Source organism: Stenotrophomonas sp. YJH_SMC_64 (assembly GCF_059371375.1).
In genome coordinates this window covers 108,199-125,979 of sequence record NZ_JCAFUN010000008.1, presented here as the reverse complement: position 1 = coordinate 125,979, position 17,781 = coordinate 108,199, and the positions used below count along the sequence as shown (strand labels likewise).

General features: G+C 66.9%; 12 protein-coding genes. 7 read left to right on the top strand and 5 right to left on the bottom strand.

All coding sequences use genetic code 11. The features are described 5' to 3' along the window. The first annotated feature begins 2 nt into the window (after positions 1-2). From asnB to AC5P9L_RS10265, 7 genes are all read left to right on the top strand, one after another. A complete protein-coding gene (gene asnB / locus AC5P9L_RS10295; protein WP_111118359.1) occupies positions 3-1,946 on the top strand; it encodes an asparagine synthase (glutamine-hydrolyzing) in 1,944 nt (647 codons plus the stop codon). A 66-nt stretch (positions 1,947-2,012) separates the two neighbouring features. Continuing rightward, positions 2,013-2,573: an NADPH-dependent FMN reductase gene (locus AC5P9L_RS10290; RefSeq protein ID WP_024956652.1), complete on the top strand. Its 561-nt coding sequence runs from the start codon at positions 2,013-2,015 to the stop codon at positions 2,571-2,573. A gap of 317 nt (positions 2,574-2,890) precedes the next feature. Then, positions 2,891-4,321, top strand: a complete 1,431-nt coding sequence (locus AC5P9L_RS10285; RefSeq protein WP_005410278.1) for a replicative DNA helicase — start codon at positions 2,891-2,893, stop codon at positions 4,319-4,321. A 173-nt stretch (positions 4,322-4,494) separates the two neighbouring features. Beyond that, on the top strand, positions 4,495-6,738 hold the full coding sequence (locus tag AC5P9L_RS10280; RefSeq protein WP_088431277.1) for a TonB-dependent receptor family protein: 2,244 nt from the start codon (positions 4,495-4,497) through the stop codon (positions 6,736-6,738). Continuing rightward, positions 6,738-8,327 (top strand): alkaline phosphatase D family protein, encoded by a 1,590-nt coding sequence (locus AC5P9L_RS10275; RefSeq protein WP_111189663.1) that lies wholly within the window; start codon positions 6,738-6,740, stop codon positions 8,325-8,327. The genes AC5P9L_RS10280 and AC5P9L_RS10275 overlap by 1 nt, the downstream gene beginning before the upstream one ends. A gap of 168 nt (positions 8,328-8,495) precedes the next feature. Further along, the gene (locus tag AC5P9L_RS10270; protein WP_005410275.1) at positions 8,496-8,708 is read left to right on the top strand and encodes a hypothetical protein; all 213 of its coding nucleotides are present in this window, start codon (positions 8,496-8,498) and stop codon (positions 8,706-8,708) included. After that, complete coding sequence (locus AC5P9L_RS10265) at positions 8,705-8,953, top strand: hypothetical protein (RefSeq protein WP_227416056.1); 249 nt, start codon at positions 8,705-8,707, stop codon at positions 8,951-8,953. Before AC5P9L_RS10270 ends, AC5P9L_RS10265 begins: the two co-directional genes overlap by 4 nt. Positions 8,954-9,066: 113 nt before the next feature. On the opposite strand, the gene lpdA is transcribed toward AC5P9L_RS10265, so the two are convergent. The 5 genes from lpdA to AC5P9L_RS10240 all read right to left on the bottom strand — a co-directional run bounded on the left by lpdA (position 9,067) and on the right by AC5P9L_RS10240 (position 17,148). After that, positions 9,067-10,503 carry a dihydrolipoyl dehydrogenase gene (gene lpdA, locus AC5P9L_RS10260; protein WP_005410273.1) on the bottom strand — a complete coding sequence of 479 codons (1,437 nt, stop codon included), beginning with the start codon at positions 10,501-10,503 and terminating at the stop codon, positions 9,067-9,069. 63 nt (positions 10,504-10,566) lie between these two features. Continuing rightward, positions 10,567-11,769: a dihydrolipoyllysine-residue succinyltransferase gene (gene sucB / locus AC5P9L_RS10255; RefSeq protein ID WP_005410272.1), complete on the bottom strand. Its 1,203-nt coding sequence runs from the start codon at positions 11,767-11,769 to the stop codon at positions 10,567-10,569. Positions 11,770-11,809: 40 nt separating this feature from the next. Continuing rightward, positions 11,810-14,641, bottom strand: a complete 2,832-nt coding sequence (locus tag AC5P9L_RS10250) for a 2-oxoglutarate dehydrogenase E1 component (RefSeq protein ID WP_076739332.1) — start codon at positions 14,639-14,641, stop codon at positions 11,810-11,812. Between the two features lie 186 nt (positions 14,642-14,827). After that, on the bottom strand, positions 14,828-15,724 hold the full coding sequence (locus AC5P9L_RS10245; protein ID WP_024956655.1) for a GNAT family N-acetyltransferase: 897 nt from the start codon (positions 15,722-15,724) through the stop codon (positions 14,828-14,830). An 8-nt stretch (positions 15,725-15,732) separates the two neighbouring features. After that, positions 15,733-17,148 carry a ribosomal protein uL16 3-hydroxylase gene (locus AC5P9L_RS10240; protein WP_099562429.1) on the bottom strand — a complete coding sequence of 472 codons (1,416 nt, stop codon included), beginning with the start codon at positions 17,146-17,148 and terminating at the stop codon, positions 15,733-15,735. Between the last annotated feature and the right edge of the window lie 633 nt (positions 17,149-17,781).

Genomic DNA, 17,781 nt, shown 5'->3' with positions numbered 1-17,781 from the left:
GCATGTGTGGATTGGCGGGAATGTTGTTGCCGGCGCCGGTGGCGTCGGCCGAGGTGCTGCAGGCGCAGGTCCTGGCCATGGGCGAGGCGCTGCACCACCGCGGGCCGGATGATGGCGGCAGCTGGGTCGATGCCGGGGCAGGCATCGCGCTGGCGCACCGTCGGCTGAGCATTCTCGATCTGTCGCCGCTGGGCCACCAGCCGATGGCCTCGTCCGATGGCCGCTACGTGATGGCCTACAACGGCGAGGTCTACAACTTCGCCACCCTGCGTGCCGAACTGGAGCCGCTGGGGCATGCCTTCCGTGGCCATTCCGACACCGAAGTACTGCTCGCGGCGATCCTGCAGTGGGGCATGGAAGAAACCCTGCAGCGTTGCAACGGCATGTTCGCCATCGCGCTGTGGGATCGCCAGGCGCAGTGCCTGTGGCTGGCACGCGACCGCGTTGGCAAGAAGCCGCTGTACTACGGCTGGGCCGGTGACACCCTGGTGTTCGGTTCCGAACTGAAAGCGCTGTGGCAGTACCCGGCGTTCGACAACGACATAGACCGCGACGCGCTGACCCTGTTGCTGCGGTTGGATTACATTCCGGCCCCGCACAGCATCCACCAGCGCTGCTACAAGCTGATGCCCGGCCGCGTGCTGCGCCTGGACGCCGAAGCCGTGGCGGCGGGTGCATCGGCGCATCGCCCGGAGCAGGCGCAGCGCCCGTACTGGGATGCGCGTGCACGCATGCAGGCGGCACTGGCTGCGCCGTTCCAGGGCCGCATCGAGGAAGCAGAGGAGCAGCTGGACGGGCTGCTGCGCGACGCGGTGGCGCTGCGCATGGTGGCCGACGTGCCGGTGGGCGTGTTCCTGTCCGGCGGTACCGATTCGTCGCTGGTGGCGGCGCTGATGCAGGCGCAGAGCGGGCAGCCGGTGCACAGCTTCAGCATCGGCTTCACCGATTCGGGCCACGACGAGGCACCGCTGGCCAGGGAACTGGCCACGCATCTGGGCTGCGACCACACCGAGCTCTACGTCAGCGGCGCGGATGCACTGGCAGTCGTGCCGCAGCTGCCGGCAATGTTCGACGAACCCTTTGCCGATGCCTCGCAGGTGCCGACCGCGCTGGTCGCCCGGCTGGCGCGGCAGGGCGTGACCGTGGCGTTGTCTGGCGACGGCGGTGATGAGCTGTTCTTCGGCTATACCCGCTACGTGCGCGCGCTGCGCAACTGGCAGATGCTGGGCCGCGTGCCGGGCCCGCTGCGACGCTGGATGGGCGCGCGCGCGCAGCAGCAGGGCGAGGCCTCGCGGACCGGCGGACTGGCCGCGCTGTTGGCCGAGTCCGGCGCGCGTGGCATTGGCGACGTGTACCGCAACCGCATCTCGCGCTGGCGCGACCCCGCCGCGGCAGTGCCCGGCGCACAGGCCGCCGGCAGCTTCTACGACCTGGCCGATCCGCTGCACGGTGCCGGCACGCCGGCCGACGCGATGATGCTGGCCGATTACGTGACCTACCTGCCGGATGACCTGCTCTGCAAGGTCGACCGCACCTCGATGGCGGTCAGCCTGGAGGCACGCGCGCCGCTGCTGGACTGGCGCGTGGCCGAGTTCGCCTGGTCGCTGCCGCTGGGCTTCAAGCGCAGCGAAACCACCAGCAAGGTGCTGCTCAAGCGCGTGCTTGGCCGCTACGTGCCGCAGTCGATGGTGCACCGGCCCAAGCGCGGGTTCGGCGCGCCGGTCAGCGACTGGCTGAAGGGCGACCTGCGGCCGTGGGCCGAGGATCTGTTGCAGCCGGCGCGCCTGGAGCGCGAAGGCGTGCTGTCGGCGGCGGCGGTGCAGCCGCTGTGGCAGCAGTTCCTGGGCGGCCAGCGCAAGTGGCATACCCACCTGTGGAACGTGCTGATGTTCCAGGCCTGGCAGGCGCATTGGCGGCAGGTGCGGGCCCGCGTGACCGGGGGCTGATCTTCACCGGACGGCACGGGCCCGGCGTCTAGGCTGGGCCTCCCGCACCGTGAGGAGTATGTCCCTATGTCCGTCCCCACCATCGCTGTGTTCGTCGGCAGCCTGCGCAAGGATTCCTGCAACCGCAAGCTGGCCCATGCGCTGGAGAAGATCGCTGGCGACCGCGCGCGCTTCCAGTACGTGCAGATTGGTGATCTACCGCTGTACGACCAGGATTTCGATGGCCAGTACCCGCCTCAGGGCACCCGGCTGAAGGATCAGGTGCGCGCCGCCGACGCGGTGCTGTTCGTGACCCCCGAATACAACCGGTCGGTGCCGGGCGTGCTGAAGAACGCCATCGACGTCGGCTCGCGCCCCTACGGTGACAGTGCGTTTGCCGGCAAGCCGGCGGCGGTGATCGGCGCCTCCATCGGCCAGATCGGCACCGCCGTGGCCCAGCAGCACCTGCGCAACAGCCTGGCCTTCCTGGACATGCACGTGCTCGGCCAGCCCGAGGCGTTCATCCATTTCAAGGACGGCCTGATCGACGCCGACGGCACGATCCACAACGAGGGCACGCAGAAATTCCTGCAGGGCTACGTGGACCGGTTCCTGGCACTGATCGCGGTGCATGTGAAGGGCGACTGAGACCGATGGGGTAGCAGCAGCCAGGCCGCGGATCGGATCCCGGCGCGCAGCGGCGGGCCCTGGCCCCACGTTCCGCTGAGCATCGGAGCCCTTGCGCTGCACGGAATCCGACCCTGGCCGCCTGATCTGCGATAATGACCCACCCGGGCGCCGCAACGGCGCCCGTCGCAGGCACTGCGACGCCCCCGCGCCAGAGTGGCCAGGCACTGGCGGATATCCCCCGTTTCTCCACGGCTTATCCACAGGCTTGTCCATGGCTGCCGGGGTCGGCGCATGCCTACACTCGTCCGGCCCACTTTTGCAGGAAACACCGCAGCATGTCCGCTCGTTCCGGCTTCCGTTCCAACCGCAGAGAGCGCGGTGATGGCTTTGATCGTGATCGCGATGAATCGCGTATCGACCAGTTGCGCGTTCCGCCGCATTCGGTGGAAGCCGAGCAGGCGGTGCTGGGTGGCCTGATGCTGGCGCCGGAGGCCTACGACCGGGTCAACGACCAGCTGACCGAGGGCGATTTCTACCGCCGCGATCACCAGATGATCTACCGCGCGATCCGTGAGCTGTCCGAGCGCGAGCGGCCGTTCGACGCGGTGACCCTGGGCGAGTGGTTCGAATCACAGGGCAAGCTGGAGCTGGTGGGCGATGGTGCCTACCTGATCGAGCTGGCGAGCACCACGCCGTCGGCGGCCAACATCGTGGCCTATGCCGAGATCGTGCGTGACAAGGCCGTGCTGCGGCAGCTGATCCAGGTCGGCACCGACATCGTCAACGATGGCTTCCAGCCTGAGGGCCGTGACAGCAGTGAGCTGCTGGCCTCTGCGGAGAAGAGCGTGTTCGCCATCGCTGAACAGGGTGCACGCGGCCGTACCGACTTCGTGGCGATGCCTGGCGCGCTGAAGGATGCCTTCGAGGAACTGCGCAACCGCTTCGAGAACGGCGGCAACATCACCGGTCTGCCGACCGGCTACAACGACTTCGATGCGATGACTGCCGGCCTGCAGCCGACCGACCTGATCATCCTCGCCGCGCGCCCGGCCATGGGCAAGACGACTTTTGCACTGAACATCGCCGAGTACGCGGCGATCAAGTCGAAGAAGGGCGTGGCGGTGTTCTCGATGGAAATGTCGGCCTCGCAGCTGGCGATGCGCCTGATCTCCTCCAACGGCCGCATCAACGCGCAGCGCCTGCGTACCGGCCAGCTGGAAGATGAAGACTGGAGCCGTGTCACCAGCGCGATCAAGATGCTGAAGGAAACCAAGATCTTCATCGACGATACGCCGGGCGTGTCGCCGGAAGTGCTGCGTTCCAAGTGCCGCCGGCTCAAGCGCGAGCACGACCTGGGCCTGGTGGTGATCGACTACCTGCAGCTGATGAGCGTGCCGGGCAACAGTGAAAACCGCGCCACCGAAATCTCGGAGATCTCGCGTTCGCTGAAGGGCCTGGCCAAGGAACTGCACGTGCCGGTGATCGCGCTGTCGCAGCTCAACCGCTCGCTGGAAACACGTACCGACAAGCGCCCGGTGATGGCCGACCTTCGCGAATCGGGCGCAATCGAGCAGGACGCGGACATGATCGTGTTCATCTACCGCGACGATTACTACAACAAGGAAAATTCGCCGGACAAGGGCCTGGCCGAAATCATCATCGGCAAGCACCGTGGTGGCCCGACCGGATCGTGCAAGCTGAAGTTCTTCGGTGAGTACACCCGCTTCGACAACCTGGCCCACGACTCGGTCGGCTCATTCGAATAACCGTAGTGCCGGCCGCTGGCCGGCAACCACCCCACGGCTTGCAAACCATTCAGAACGCCAATCTTCCGTACGTGGCGTGTAAATGACATGTAACGCGAGGCTTCTACGATTCCGCCGCTGCTGCTCTTCGACGCCGCCCTTCGGCGTCCAGCGTGCCCAAGGAATCCGCCTCCATGCCGTCCCACGCTCCGCTTCGCCGCAATCTGCTGGCCCTGCTGGTCTGTGCTTCGCTGCCGTCGCTGGCTGTCGCTGAAACCGCCCCCGCGACCGACGCGCAGTCGGCCACGACCCTCGATTCGATCTCGGTGATCGGCCGCGGCGAAGCCCGCCAGGTGCAGCGCGTGACCGCCGAGGACATGAAGGTCCTGCCGCCCGGTGCCAACCCGCTGAAGCTGCTGGCGGCCAAGCCGGGCGTGCATTTCGAATCGGCCGATGCCACCGGCGCCTACGAATGGTCCACCAGCATCAGCCTGCGTGGCTTCAACCAGAATCGCCTGGGCTACACCCTCGATGGCATCCCGCTGGGCAACATGGCCTACGGCAACAGCAACGGCCTGCACATCAGCCGCGCGGTGATCAGCGAGAACCTGGGCGGTGCGGAGGTCTCCACCGGCATTGGTGCGCTGGGTACGCCGTCCACCAGCAACCTCGGCGGCGTGTTCCAGTTCTACTCGATCGATCCGTCCACCGAATATGGGGTCGTGCTGGCACAGAGCTTCGGCAGCGACAATGCGCGCCGCAGCTATGCACGCCTCGATACCGGCGACCACCAGGGCTTTGCCGCTTACCTGTCCGGCGTGTATTCCGAAGGCGACAAGTGGAAGGGCAAGGGCTCGCAGGAACTGAAGCAGTTCAACGGCAAGGCCACCTACAACTTCGGCACGGACAGCAGGATCACCGCGCTGTCCAACGCTTCGCGCCGCGTCGAGGCCGACTACCAGGACCTGTCGCTGGAGATGATCGATCGCCTCGGCTGGGACTGGGACAACTACGCGCCGGACTGGGATCGCGCGGTGGCTGCTGCACGCGGAAAGTACAGTGGTGGCGTCAACAGCCCGTGGGACGCCTATTACTCCGGTCACGGCCTGCGCAATGACGATGTGTCCAGCATTGCCGGTGATTTCGGCCTGAACGAGTCGATGCGCCTGAAGGTCAACGTCTACAACCACAGCAACCGTGGCCAGGGCCATTGGTTCAGCCCGTCCAATCCGTCCAACCCGGGCACCAGCCGCGAGATCCCGATCTCGATCCGCACCACCGAGTATGCGATCGACCGCACCGGCGTGACCTCGGCGTTCACCTGGAACGTGGCGGGCCACGAACTGGAGGCGGGCCTGTGGTACGAAGACAACGGCCACAGCGTGCAGCGCAACTTCTACTACATCGACGGCCCGATCACCGACGACTTCTTCCTGCGCAATCCGGACCAGCGCGTGTGGCACCAGCGCTACACCACCATCACCCGCCAGTTCTACGGGCAGGACCGCTTCCGCCTGTTCGATGACCGCCTGACCATCGACATCGGCGCGAAGTCGCCGCACACCCGCACCCGCGTGCGCACGCCGCTGGGCAGCTATGCCAACAACAGCAGCCTGACCTCGAAGAAGGGCCTGCTCCCGCAGGCGGGCTTCAACTTCAAGCTCAACGAGGGCAACGAGATCTTCGGCTCGTTCGCCAAGAACGTGGCCGCCTACGCGCTGGGCGTGGGCAGCCCGTTCAACGTGCCGCAGGCCGCCTTCGATGCCAGCGCGAAGAACCTGAAACCGGAACAGTCGCGCACCATCGAGCTGGGCTGGCGCGGCTACGGCCAGGGCTATGAAGCCTCGGTAGCGGTGTACGACGTCAAGTTCGACAACCGTCTGCTGGCCATCGCGCAGTGCGTGGGCATCCTCGGTTGCCCGGCGCTGTTCTCCAACGTCGGTTCGGTAACCAGCCGCGGCGCCGAGGCGACCCTGCAGCTGAAGCCGATGCAGGACCTGACCTGGTCCAACGCGCTGTCGTGGAATGACAGCACCTACGACAACGACTACGTCAACAACGGCGTGGTGCCGACCCGCGGCAAGAAGACCGTCGACACCCCGGAATGGATGTTCGCCAGCACCCTGGCCTGGACCCCGGGCCCGTGGGACCTGCGCCTGGCCGCCAACCATGTCGGCAAGCGTTACGTGACCTATACCAACGACGTGTCGGTGCCCAGCTACTGGCTGGTCAACGCTTCGGTGGCCTATGACTTCGGCACGCTCGGCCCGGCGCAGAACCTGACCGTGGCGCTGAACCTGACCAACCTGACCGACAAGCGCTACCTGTCCTCGATCAACACCAACGGCACCTACGCCGCCGACCCGACCCGCAGCCTGGCGACCATGCAGGTTGGCGCGCCGCGGCAGGTGATGGCCACCGCCACCGTGCACTTCTGATGCGCGGCCCCGTCGATCCGGAAAGCCGTCGTCGCCTGTTGCGCATGGCGTGGCAGGGCACGGGGGCGGCGATCGCACTGGCGGCGATGCCGGGGCTGGCCACGGCCGGCCCGCGCCCGCGGTTGGGGCGTGATCCGTTCACCCTGGGCGTCGCCGCCGGCGATCCGGATCCGCAGGGAGCCGTACTGTGGACGCGTCTGGCGCCGGACCCGCTCAACGGCGGCGGCATGCCATCGCGGGCGGTGCCGGTGCGCTGGTTCGTGGCCGAAGACCCGGGCATGCGCCGGCTGGTGCAGCGTGGCGTCGCCGCGGCGGTGCCCGAGCTGGCGCATTCGGTGCACGTGGAGGTCAATGGCCTGCGCCCAGGCCGCGACTACTACTACCGTTTTGCCTGCGACGGTGACGAGGAAAGCGCGGTCGGCCACTTCCGCACCGCGCCGCTGCCCGACACGCAGCTGCAGCAGCTGCGGCTGGCCCTGTGCACCTGCCAGGCCTGGAACAGTGGCTACTACCCGGTGCTGCGCGATATCGCGAAGAATGATGTCGACCTGGTGCTGCATGCCGGTGACTACCTGTACGAGTACAGCCCACTGCAGAACGCGCGTGGTCTCACGCTGGATGCGGAACGCTTCAGTGGCGAGACCGTCGGCCTGGAGCGCTACCGTGACCAGTACGCGCTGTACAAGCTCGATCCGGATCTGCAGGCCGCGCACGCCGCCCACGCGTTCGCGGTGATCTGGGACGACCACGAAGTGCAGAACGATTACTCCGGCATCCATCCGGAGAAGCCCGGCGTCTCGACGGAGGACTTTATCGTTCGCCGCGCGGCGGCCTACCGCGCGTTCTACGAACACCTGCCGATGCGTAGTACGCCTGCGGGCAACGGTGGCCTGCGCGTGCATCGGCGCCTGCGTTACGGCGATCTGGCACAGCTTGCGCTGCTCGACTGCCGCCAGTTCCGTCCGGCCAATCCCTGCGGGGTGGGCGAGTCGCCGCGCTGCGACGCTGCGTTGGATCCACGCATGAGCATGCTGGGCGTGGGCCAGGAAGCCTGGTTCGCGCAGTCGATGGCGGCCGCACGCGGCACGCGCTGGAACGTGGTGGTGCAGCAGCTGCTGATGGCGCAGCTGCGGCTGGACGGCGGCACGGCGCGAGAGCGCTTCTGGAACGATGCCTGGGACGGCTATCCCGCCGCACGCAAGCGGTTGCTGCAGGCGATGCAGGCAGGCGGGCAGGGCAATGCCATCGTGCTCGGTGGTGACTGGCATTCCACCTTCGTCAACGACCTGAAGCTGGATTTCGACGCGGCCAGCGCGCCGGTCGTCGCCACCGAATTCATCGCGCCGGCGATCAGCAGCGGCGGCGACGACACACCGTACGGGCCGTACTATGGGCCGTCGATAGCGCAGAACCCGCACATCCGCTATTTCGACGGTGACCGCCGCGGCTGGTGGAAGCTGCAGCTGAACCGGCAGACCGTGGATGCGGAGCTGCGCTTCGCCGACAGCGTGCTGCGCGCGGATGCGCCGGTGCGCACTGCGGCGCGCTTCCAGGTCACCCACGGCCGCCCGGGCGCAGTGCCGGTGTGAATCCGTTCGGTCGTGCCGACCGCTGGCCGGCAACCTGATCAATCTTCGGTTTCCCCACCACCGGATTCATCGCCCCGAGCCGGGTTTCGTCGCAAACCGTTTGCGGGCGGCCAGAGCGGGGCGCCAAGGTGTCCGCAGGCGGCAAGGTGCCGCCACAAGGAGACCGTGATGAAGACCCTGTTCGCGCTCGGTGTGTGGTGCCTGCTGTTCGTGCTGTGCTGGCCGCTGGCGATCCTCGCCCTGATCGCCTGGCCGTTCGTGTGGCTGCTGAGCCTGCCGTTCCGCCTGGTCGGCATCACCTTCTCGGCGCTGTTTGCGTTCCTGCGCGCGCTGTTCATGCTGCCCGCGCGCCTGCTCGGCGGCGGCCCGGTGGCGGCATGAGGGCTGTGTTGCTGGTCGGACTGGTCCTGTTGGCGGGCCCGATACTGGCTGCACCTCCAGCACCGCCTTCGGTGTGGCTGGAACGCCAGCAGACCGCTGCGGCTGACGAGGCCAATGCTGCGGCGGTCTCTGCGCCGAAAGCCAAGGAGCGCTGCAGGGTCGCGAAGGAATGGAAGGTCGGCGATACGGTTGTGCAGCACAGGGTCTGCGAGGATCCACCGAAGAAGCCGGCTGGAAAGGTGTAGCGCCGAGCCCATGCTCTGCGCTACAGGGAAACGGGCAACAAAAAAACCCCGCCGAAGCGAGGTTTTTCGTATCCGGGTGATGCCGGCCAGCGGCCGGCACTACCAGCGAACGATCAGTTCGCCTTGTGGATGGCGCGCTTGCTGACCGCCATCGCCGCGTCGTGGATCACTTCCGACAGCGACGGGTGGGCGTGGCAGATGCGGGCCAGGTCATCGGCCGAACCGCTGAACTCCATGGTCAGCACGCCTTCGTGCACCAGTTCGGAGACGTTGGCGCCGACCAGGTGCATGCCGAGGATGCGATCGGTTTCGGCATGGGCCAGGATCTTCACGAAGCCCGCCGGCTCGATCATCGCCACGGCACGGCCGTTGGCGGCGAACGGGAAGCTGCCGGCCTTGTAAGGGATGCCTTCGGCCTTCAGCTGGGCTTCGGTCTTGCCGACCCACGCCAGTTCCGGCTCGGTGTAGATGACCCACGGGATGGTGTCGAAGTTGACGTGGCCCGGCAGGCCGGCGATCAGCTCAGCCACCGCGATGCCTTCCTCGAAGCCCTTGTGCGCCAGCATCGGGCCGCGCACGCAGTCGCCGACCGCCCACACGCCGTTGACGCCGGTGTGGCAGTGCGCGTCGACTTCGATCTGGCCGCGCTCGTTGATCTTGACGCCGGTGCCTTCGGCCAGCAGGCCCTTGGTGGCGGCGCGACGGCCAACGGCCACCAGCAGCTTGTCCACGGTCAGGGTCTTTTCGCCTTCAGCGTCGGTGTAGGTGACGATGACTTCCTTCTTCTTGCCCTTGCCGGTGATCTCGGTCTTGGAAACCTTGGCATTGAGCTTGATGTCCAGGCCCTGCTTCTTGAATTCCTTGGCAGCGGTCTTGGCCACTTCGGCGTCGGCAGCCGCCAGGAACTCCGGCATGGCTTCGAGGATGGTGACTTCCGCGCCCAGGCGCTTCCACACGCTGCCCAGTTCCAGGCCGATGACGCCGGCGCCGATCACCGCCAGGCGGTTCGGCACTTCGGTGAAGTCCAGGCCGCCGACGTTGTCGACGATGGTCTCGCCGTCGAACTTGGCGAACGGCAGTTCGATCGAATCCGAACCGGCCGCGATGATGACGTTGGTGCCCTTCAGCTCGACGATGGAACCGTCATGCTGGGTGACCTTGACCACGTTGCCCGGCTGCAGTTCGCCAAAACCATAATAGGCAGCGACCTTGTTGGCCTTGAACAGCATGCCGATGCCGCCGGTGAACTGCTTGACGATCTTGTCCTTGCGGCCAACCATCGCCTCGACGTCGATCTTGGCATCCTTGAAGCTGATGCCGTGGTCGCCAAAGATGTGGCCCATGTTCCAGAACTGGCGCGAGGAATCCAGCAGCGCCTTGGACGGGATGCAGCCCACGCGCAGGCAGGTGCCGCCGAGGGCCGGCTTGCCGTCCTTGCCCAGCGCCGCGTCGATGCAGGCGGTCTTCAGGCCCAGCTGGGCCGCGCGGATGGCAGCGTGGTAACCGGCCGGGCCGGCACCGATGACGACGACGTCGAATTGTTCAGCCATTGAATTATTCCTTGATGCATTACCAGAACCCCTCCGCGCAGGCGCGGAGGGGCGGGAGGTGTCTTACAGGCCGAACAGCATGCGGCCCGGGTTTTCCAGCTGGTTCTTGATGTCCACCAGGAACTGCACCGAATCCTTGCCGTCGATGATGCGGTGGTCGTACGACAGCGCCAGGTACATCATCGGCGCGATCACGACCTGGCCGTTCTGGGCGATCGGACGCTCCTTGATGGCGTGCATGCCCAGGATGGCGCTCTGCGGCGGGTTGATGATCGGGGTCGACAGCAGCGAACCGAAGGTGCCGCCGTTGGTCACGGTGAAGGTACCGCCCTGCAGTTCATCCAGGCCCAGCTTGCCGTCACGCGCCTTCTTGGCGTAGTCGGCGATGGTCTTCTCGATGTCGGCGAACGACATGCGCTCGACATTGCGCAGGACCGGGGTGACCAGGCCCTTTTCGGTCGAGACGGCGATCGAGATGTCCGAGTAGCCGTGGTAGATGATGTCGTCGCCGTCGATCGAGGCGTTGACCAGCGGGAAGCGCTGCAGCGCGTTGGCGGCGGCCTTCACGAAGAAGCTCATGAAGCCCAGCTTGATGCCGTGTGCCTTGACGAACTCGTCCTGCAGTTCCTTGCGCGCCGCCGAGACCTTGGACAGGTCGACTTCGTTGAAGGTGGTCAGCATCGCGGTGGAGTTCTTCGACTCCATCAGGCGCTCGGCGATGCGCTTGCGGATGCGGGTCATCGGCACGCGTTCTTCCGGACGTGCGCCACCGGCCTTGCCGGCGCCGCCGTTGCGGGCGAAGTTGACGATGTCTTCCTTGGTCACCGCGCCGCGACGGCCGGTGCCGTCGACGTCGGCCGGGTTCACGCCTTCGGTGATGGCGGTGAAGCGGGCGCCCGGCGGCAGCGCATCGGCGGCCGACTTGGCGGCCGGGGCCGGAGCGGCGGCAGCGGCCGGAGCAGCAGCGGCCGGGGCAGCGGCTGCAGCCGGAGCGGCTTCGGCAGCCGGAGCCGGGGCAGCAGCCACGGCGCCTTCTTCGATGATCGCCACGACCTGGCTGGAGGTCACGGTCGAGCCTTCGGCGAACTTGATTTCCTTCAGCACGCCGTCGACCGGCGACGGCACTTCCAGGACGACCTTGTCGGTTTCCAGGTCAAGCAGGTTTTCGTCGCGCTTGACGGCGTCGCCCACCTTCTTGTGCCAGGTGGCGATGGTGCCGTCGGCGACGGATTCGGGCAGTACCGGGGCTTTGACTTCGGTGGCCATTGCGGGAGCTTCCTGGTTTGTCTTCTAAATAGGGGGAGGATTATTCAGCGAACGTGTCGTTGAACGGGTTGACCAGCGCGTCGGCGATCAGCTGCTGCTGTTCGCGGACGTGGTCAGCCATGTGACCGGCAGCCGGCGACGCCGAACGTGCGCGACCGGCGTAGTGCAGGTTCTGGCCGTCGGCCAGGCAGAACTGCAGGTGGTGGCGGATCTGGTACCACGCACCCTGGTTCTGCGGTTCTTCCTGCGTCCACACCACGTCGGTGGCCTTGCCGTACTTCTTCAGCTCGGCAGCCAGCAGCGCACGCGGGAACGGATACAGCTGCTCCACGCGGATGATCGCCACGTCGTCCTGGCCACGCTTGGTCTGGTCTTCCAGCAGGTCGTAGTAGACCTTGCCCGAGCACAGCACCACGCGCTTGACCTTCTTGGCGTCCGCACTGGCGTCGCCGATCAGGTGCTGGAACTCGCCGTTGGCCAGTTCGTCCAGGGTCGACACGGCCAGCTTGTGGCGCAGCAGCGACTTCGGCGACATCACCACCAGCGGCTTGCGGGTGGTCAGGTGCAGCTGGCGGCGCAGCATGTGGAAGGCCTGTGCCGGGGTGGACGGAACCACCACCAGCATGTTCTCCAGTGCACACAGCTGCAGGAAGCGCTCCAGGCGCGCCGAGCTGTGCTCCGGGCCTTGCCCTTCATAGCCATGCGGCAGCAGCAGGGTCAGGCCGGAAATGCGGCCCCACTTGGCTTCACCGGCGGCGATGAACTGGTCGATCACCACCTGGGCGCCGTTGGCGAAGTCGCCGAACTGGCCCTCCCAGATGCACAGCGTGTTCGGATCGGTGGTGGAGAAGCCGTACTCGTAGGCCATCACCGCTTCTTCGCTCAGCAGCGAATCGATGACGGTGGCCTTCTCCGGCGAATCCACCAGCTGCCGCAGCGGCATGTAGTAGTTGTCGGTCTTCTGGTCGTGCAGGATCGCGTGGCGGTGGGTGAACGTACCGCGACCGACGTCCTGGCCGACCAGGCGCAGTGCGTGGCCTTCGTCGAGCAGGGTGGCGTAGGCCAGGTTCTCGGCAAAGCCCCAGTCGCCCGGGATCTCGCCGGCGGCCATCTTGCGGCGGTCGTCATAGACCTTGGCCACGCGCGAGTGCAGCTGCACGTCTTCGGGAATGGTGTTGATCAGCTTGGCCAGTTCGACCAGCTTGTTCTTCTCGACCTTGGTCGAGACCGGGTCGGACAGCTTGCCTTCCAGCAGCTTCGGCCAATCGACGAACAGCGGGCTGGTCGGCGGGGTCTTCTCGACCTTGGCCAGCTCGGTGGTCACTTCACCGGCATCGAGCTTCTCGCGGTAGGCATCGACCATCGCCTTGCCGGCACCGGCAGCGATCACGCCTGACTTTTCCAGCTGCTCGGCGTACATCTCGCGGGTGGTCGGGTGCTTGCGGATCACCTGGTACATCAGCGGCTGGGTGATCGCCGGCTCGTCGGCCTCGTTGTGGCCCCAACGGCGGTAGCACATCAGGTCGATGACCACGTCCTTGGCGAACTTCTGGCGGAACTCGAAGGCCAGCTGCGCGGCGAACACCACCGCTTCCGGATCATCGCCGTTCACGTGCAGCACCGGGGCGGCGATCATCTTCGCCACGTCGGTGGCGTAGCGCGTGGAGCGCGTGTCCAGCGGGTTGGAGGTGGTGAAGCCGACCTGGTTGTTGACCACGATGTGCACGGTGCCGCCGACGGCGAAGCCGCGGGCCTGCGACATCTGGAACAGCTCCATGACCACGCCCTGGCCCGAGAAGGCCGCATCGCCGTGGATCAGGATCGGCATGACCTGCTTGCGTGCGGTGTCCTTGCGGCGCTCCTGGCGCGAACGCACGGAACCGGCCACGACCGGGTCGGCGATTTCCAGGTGCGACGGGTTGAACGCCAGCGCCAGGTGCACCGGGCCGCCGTCGGTAGCCACGTCGGCCGAGAAGCCCATGTGGTACTTCACGTCGCCGGCAGAAGCGTGCTCGTCGTGCTCGAACTTGCCTTCGAACTCGTCGAACAGCTTGCGCGGGTTCTTGCCGAGGGTGTTGACCAGCACGTTCAGGCGGCCGCGGTGGGCCATGCCGATCACCACGTCCTTGACGCCATCCTTGCCGGCGCTGCGGATGATGGTGTCCATCATCGGGATCAGCGAGTCGCCGCCTTCCAGCGAGAAGCGCTTCTGGCCGACGTACTTGGTGTGCAGGTAGCGCTCCAGGCCTTCGGCCGCGGTCAGGCGCTCCAGGGTGCGGCGCTGGGTGTCAGCGTCCAGCTGGTAGTTGCCACCGGCTGCTTCCAGCTTCTTGTAGATCCACTGGCGCTGCTCGACCTCGGAGATGTGCATGAACTCCGCACCGATCGAGCCGGTGTAGGTCGCCTTCAGGCGTGCCAGCAGGTCGCGCAGCTTCATGCGCGGCTGGCCACCGACGCCGCCGGTGCTGAACTCGCTGTTGAGGTCGGCATCGGACAGGCTGTGGAACGGCAGGCCCAGGTCCGGGGTGTTGACCGGCGCGGCCAGGCCCAGCGGATCGAGGCGGGCGTCCAGGTGGCCGCGCGAGCGGTAGGCGGTGATCAGACGACCGACATTGCGTTCACGCTCGTCGCCCGCACCGTTGCCGGTGCCGGCCTTCAGCGCTTCCTTGGCCGCGTCCGCAATGTGGGAGATGACGGCCGAGTGCGGAATGTCGCCTGCTTCGCGGCCCTTGAAGCCGTCGAAGTAGGTCTTCCATTTGGGATCGACACTGTCCGGGGAGACCAGGTACTGCTCGTACAGGTCCTCGACATAGGAGGCGTTGCCGCCGGCGAGCTGCGAAGATTGCGCAAACTGCTTCAGTTGATTGTCCACGATGGAGGGTGTTGATTCGCTTTGTGGGGTATGGCTTCAGAAGGACCCGGCAGGAAGATGAATAGCCCTGCGCGGGCGCGTTCAAACAGCCAAATTGTACCCCCATCCGGACAGGAAGGGGCACCAGAACGGGCATCCCGGGTCCCCCGGTGCCGCTTCCAGACAGGTTGAGTGGGCGGTACCCACTCAGATGCCGAGCGCACGCAGTTCGCTGCAATCGCGCGAACGGTCCCAGACCCGCTGCAATTGCTGCTCGAACGGCTGCGAACGTGCAGGCAGCGCGACGCCTGCCTCGCCGTCGAGGCGATGACCGATCAGACGAAAGTAGAAGTCGCCGGCGTCGTTGAGCAGGCAGGCCGAAGCCAACGCACGGTCGATCGGGTCGGTGACCTCGCGGAACTGGATCACGCTGGGCAGGCGCTGGGCCAAGGCCAGCAGCGGTGCCCCGGCAGACGCGATGGCGGCGGCGTCGTGCACGATCACCCGCAGCTGCTTGTCGTGGCGGGCGGTGACGAAGCGGCGCAGGGCGGCCTGTACCGGCGGCGCGTCGAGCAGTCCCGGGTCCAGCTGACGGCTGTGCAGCCACACTTGGCGGCGGGCGCGGTGGACGATGGCCGTGGTGATGGCCACCGCCTGCTCGCGGCTGTCGATGGCACTGGCCGCGCCCAACCGGCGTCGCATCTGCTGGTGGCCGATGCCGGCCTCCTCGAATACCTCGCCTTCCGGCAGGAAGCCCTGGCGGGCATAGAAATCGCGGGCGGGCAGCTGGGCGTGCAGGTGCAGCTCGGCCAGGCCGAGCCTGCGCCCGGCCTCGACCAGTGCCTCCAGCAGGGCCTCACCGACCCCGTGGCTGCGATGGCTGGCCAGCACCGCCATGCGGCCGATGCGGCCGTCCGGGGCCAGCCGACCGGTGCCGACCGGCTGGTTGTCACTGTCCAGCGCCAGCACATGGGCGCTGAGCGGGTCCAGCGCATCGCGTTCCAGCTCGGCGGCGATGCCCTGTTCCTGCACGAACACGCGTTGGCGCACGTCGTGGATGGCGACGTGGGCGTCGGCGTGGCTGACCTGCTGGACCCGGACCATGGCAGGGCTCAGGCGCGACCGTCGTCGCTGTCGTCTTCGTCGTGATCCTCGAAGTTGACGATGACCTCGATGCCGTCGTCGTGCACGGTCACGGTGTGGACGTCGTCGGACACCGCGTCGGCGTCGATCGCGTCGACACGGTCACGGCCTTCGACCACTTCGCCGAGCACCACGGCGTCTTCGCCGTCATCCTCATCTTCAGCGTCATACACCTCGTTCGGATCGATCAGCTGGAACACGCCACCGACCAACAGCTGCTGGACCACCGCGCGGCCCTTGTCGGACAGGCCGCGATAGGCGGCGGCATCGAGCTGCTCGGCGCCGGCCAGGCGCTGCGCGTCCTTCATCGGCAGCGCGAAGTCCTGGCCGCTGACGTACAGGCTGGCGCCGCGCTTGGCCCGGCGCCAGGCCAGGCGTGCCCACGGATGACGCTGCAGCAGCAGGCCCGAGGCCAGGGCCTGGACCACTTCCTCCGGTGCCGGTGCGGCCTGGTGAGCCATCACTTCGCCAGCGGCGCGGTAGGTGGTGATGAAACGGCCGAACCAGTCACCCAGCTTGTCCGGATCGTTCATGCGGATGGCGTTGAGCGCGGTGATCACCCGCGCCATCGCCACCGTGTCGATCTCGTTCGGGTCGGCCGGCACCTTCAGGTCGGCATCCTGGTAGCGGATGTTCTCGTCGGCGTCGGCGATCAGGGTGTCCAGGTAGTCGCTGATCAGCTCGGCCGAGGACGGCGCACGCATGCCGAAGGAGAAGGTCAGGCAGGGGTCTTCAGCGACGCCGTGGTGCGGCACGTTCGGCGGCAGGTACAGCATGTCGCCCGGCGCCAGCACCCAGTCGTGGGTCGGCTTGAACACCTTCAGCAGCTTCAGTTCCACGTCCGGGCGGAAGCCCAGCGGCGGCTGCCTGCCCTTGATCGATTCGCTGGCATCGATCTGCCAGCGGCGGTGGCCGTGGGCCTGCAGCAGGAATACGTCGTACTGGTCGACGTGGGCGCCGACCGAGCCGCCGGTGGCGGCGAAGCTGATCATCACGTCATCCATGCGCCAGCGCGGCAGGAAGCTGAAGTGCTCGATCAGGGCGCGCACGTCCGGGTCCCACTTGTCCACGTCCTGTACCAGCAGGGTCCAGTCATGGTCGGGCAGGGCGGGGAACACGTCTTCCTGGAACGGGCCGGTACGCACGCGCCAGCCGTCCTGGGTCTTGTCGTGCTCGATCAGGCGCGCCAGCACGCCTTCTTCGCAGGCCAGCCCGGCCAGGTCTTCCGGCTGCACCGGGGTCTGGAAGTCGGGGAAGGCGTTGCGGATCAGCAGCGGGCGCTTCTGCCAGAAGTCGCGCAGGAAGGTGGCCGGCGCCATGCCCAGCGGCTGGCCGGGGCGGGCGGTGACTTCGATGAGGGGGGCGGAGGACTTGCGGGCGGCCATGGGGGAATCCTTGCAGCGGAAAGCGGGAGGGGCGGCGCAGCGGGCCGCCTGAGATCTCCATTGTCCGCCGTTCGCCGGGATTGCGCACGTGCGCGGGTTTGTCGCGGGGTGTCCGGCCAACGGCGGAGCCCCTCGTGGCGGGGTGGTTGGTCGCGCAAAGCGCTGGCTTCATGGGCTGGGCCGGGCGGGGTGGGTTCGCGGGACACGCCGTGAACCCGTCCCTGGGGGCTCGATGGCGCCATCCATGGCGCCAACGGTCCCGCGAACCCACCCCGCCCGGCCCCTGACAGTTTCCTGCGCGGCCCGCCACGGAATGGAAAGAAGAAGATCAAAGGCAACAGCGGGTCGCGCGCTGCGCTTGCTCATCCCAAAACAAAAGAGGGACGCGGCGAAGCCGCGTCCCTCTTTCAAATTCCGTTTCGACAACCTCCACGCTCTTCGATCCGTCACCGGAAATCTGTCAGAGGTGGGGCGGGAGGGGCCAGCGGGACCGTTGGCGCCATGGATGGCGCCATCGAGCCCCCATGGATGGGTTCACGGCGTGTCCCGCTGGCCCCTCCCGCCCCGCCCAGCTAGCAGCAATCCAGAGCCGCTCTGGACGTTGATGTTGCTGTCGCCGTTGCCGTTGCCGTT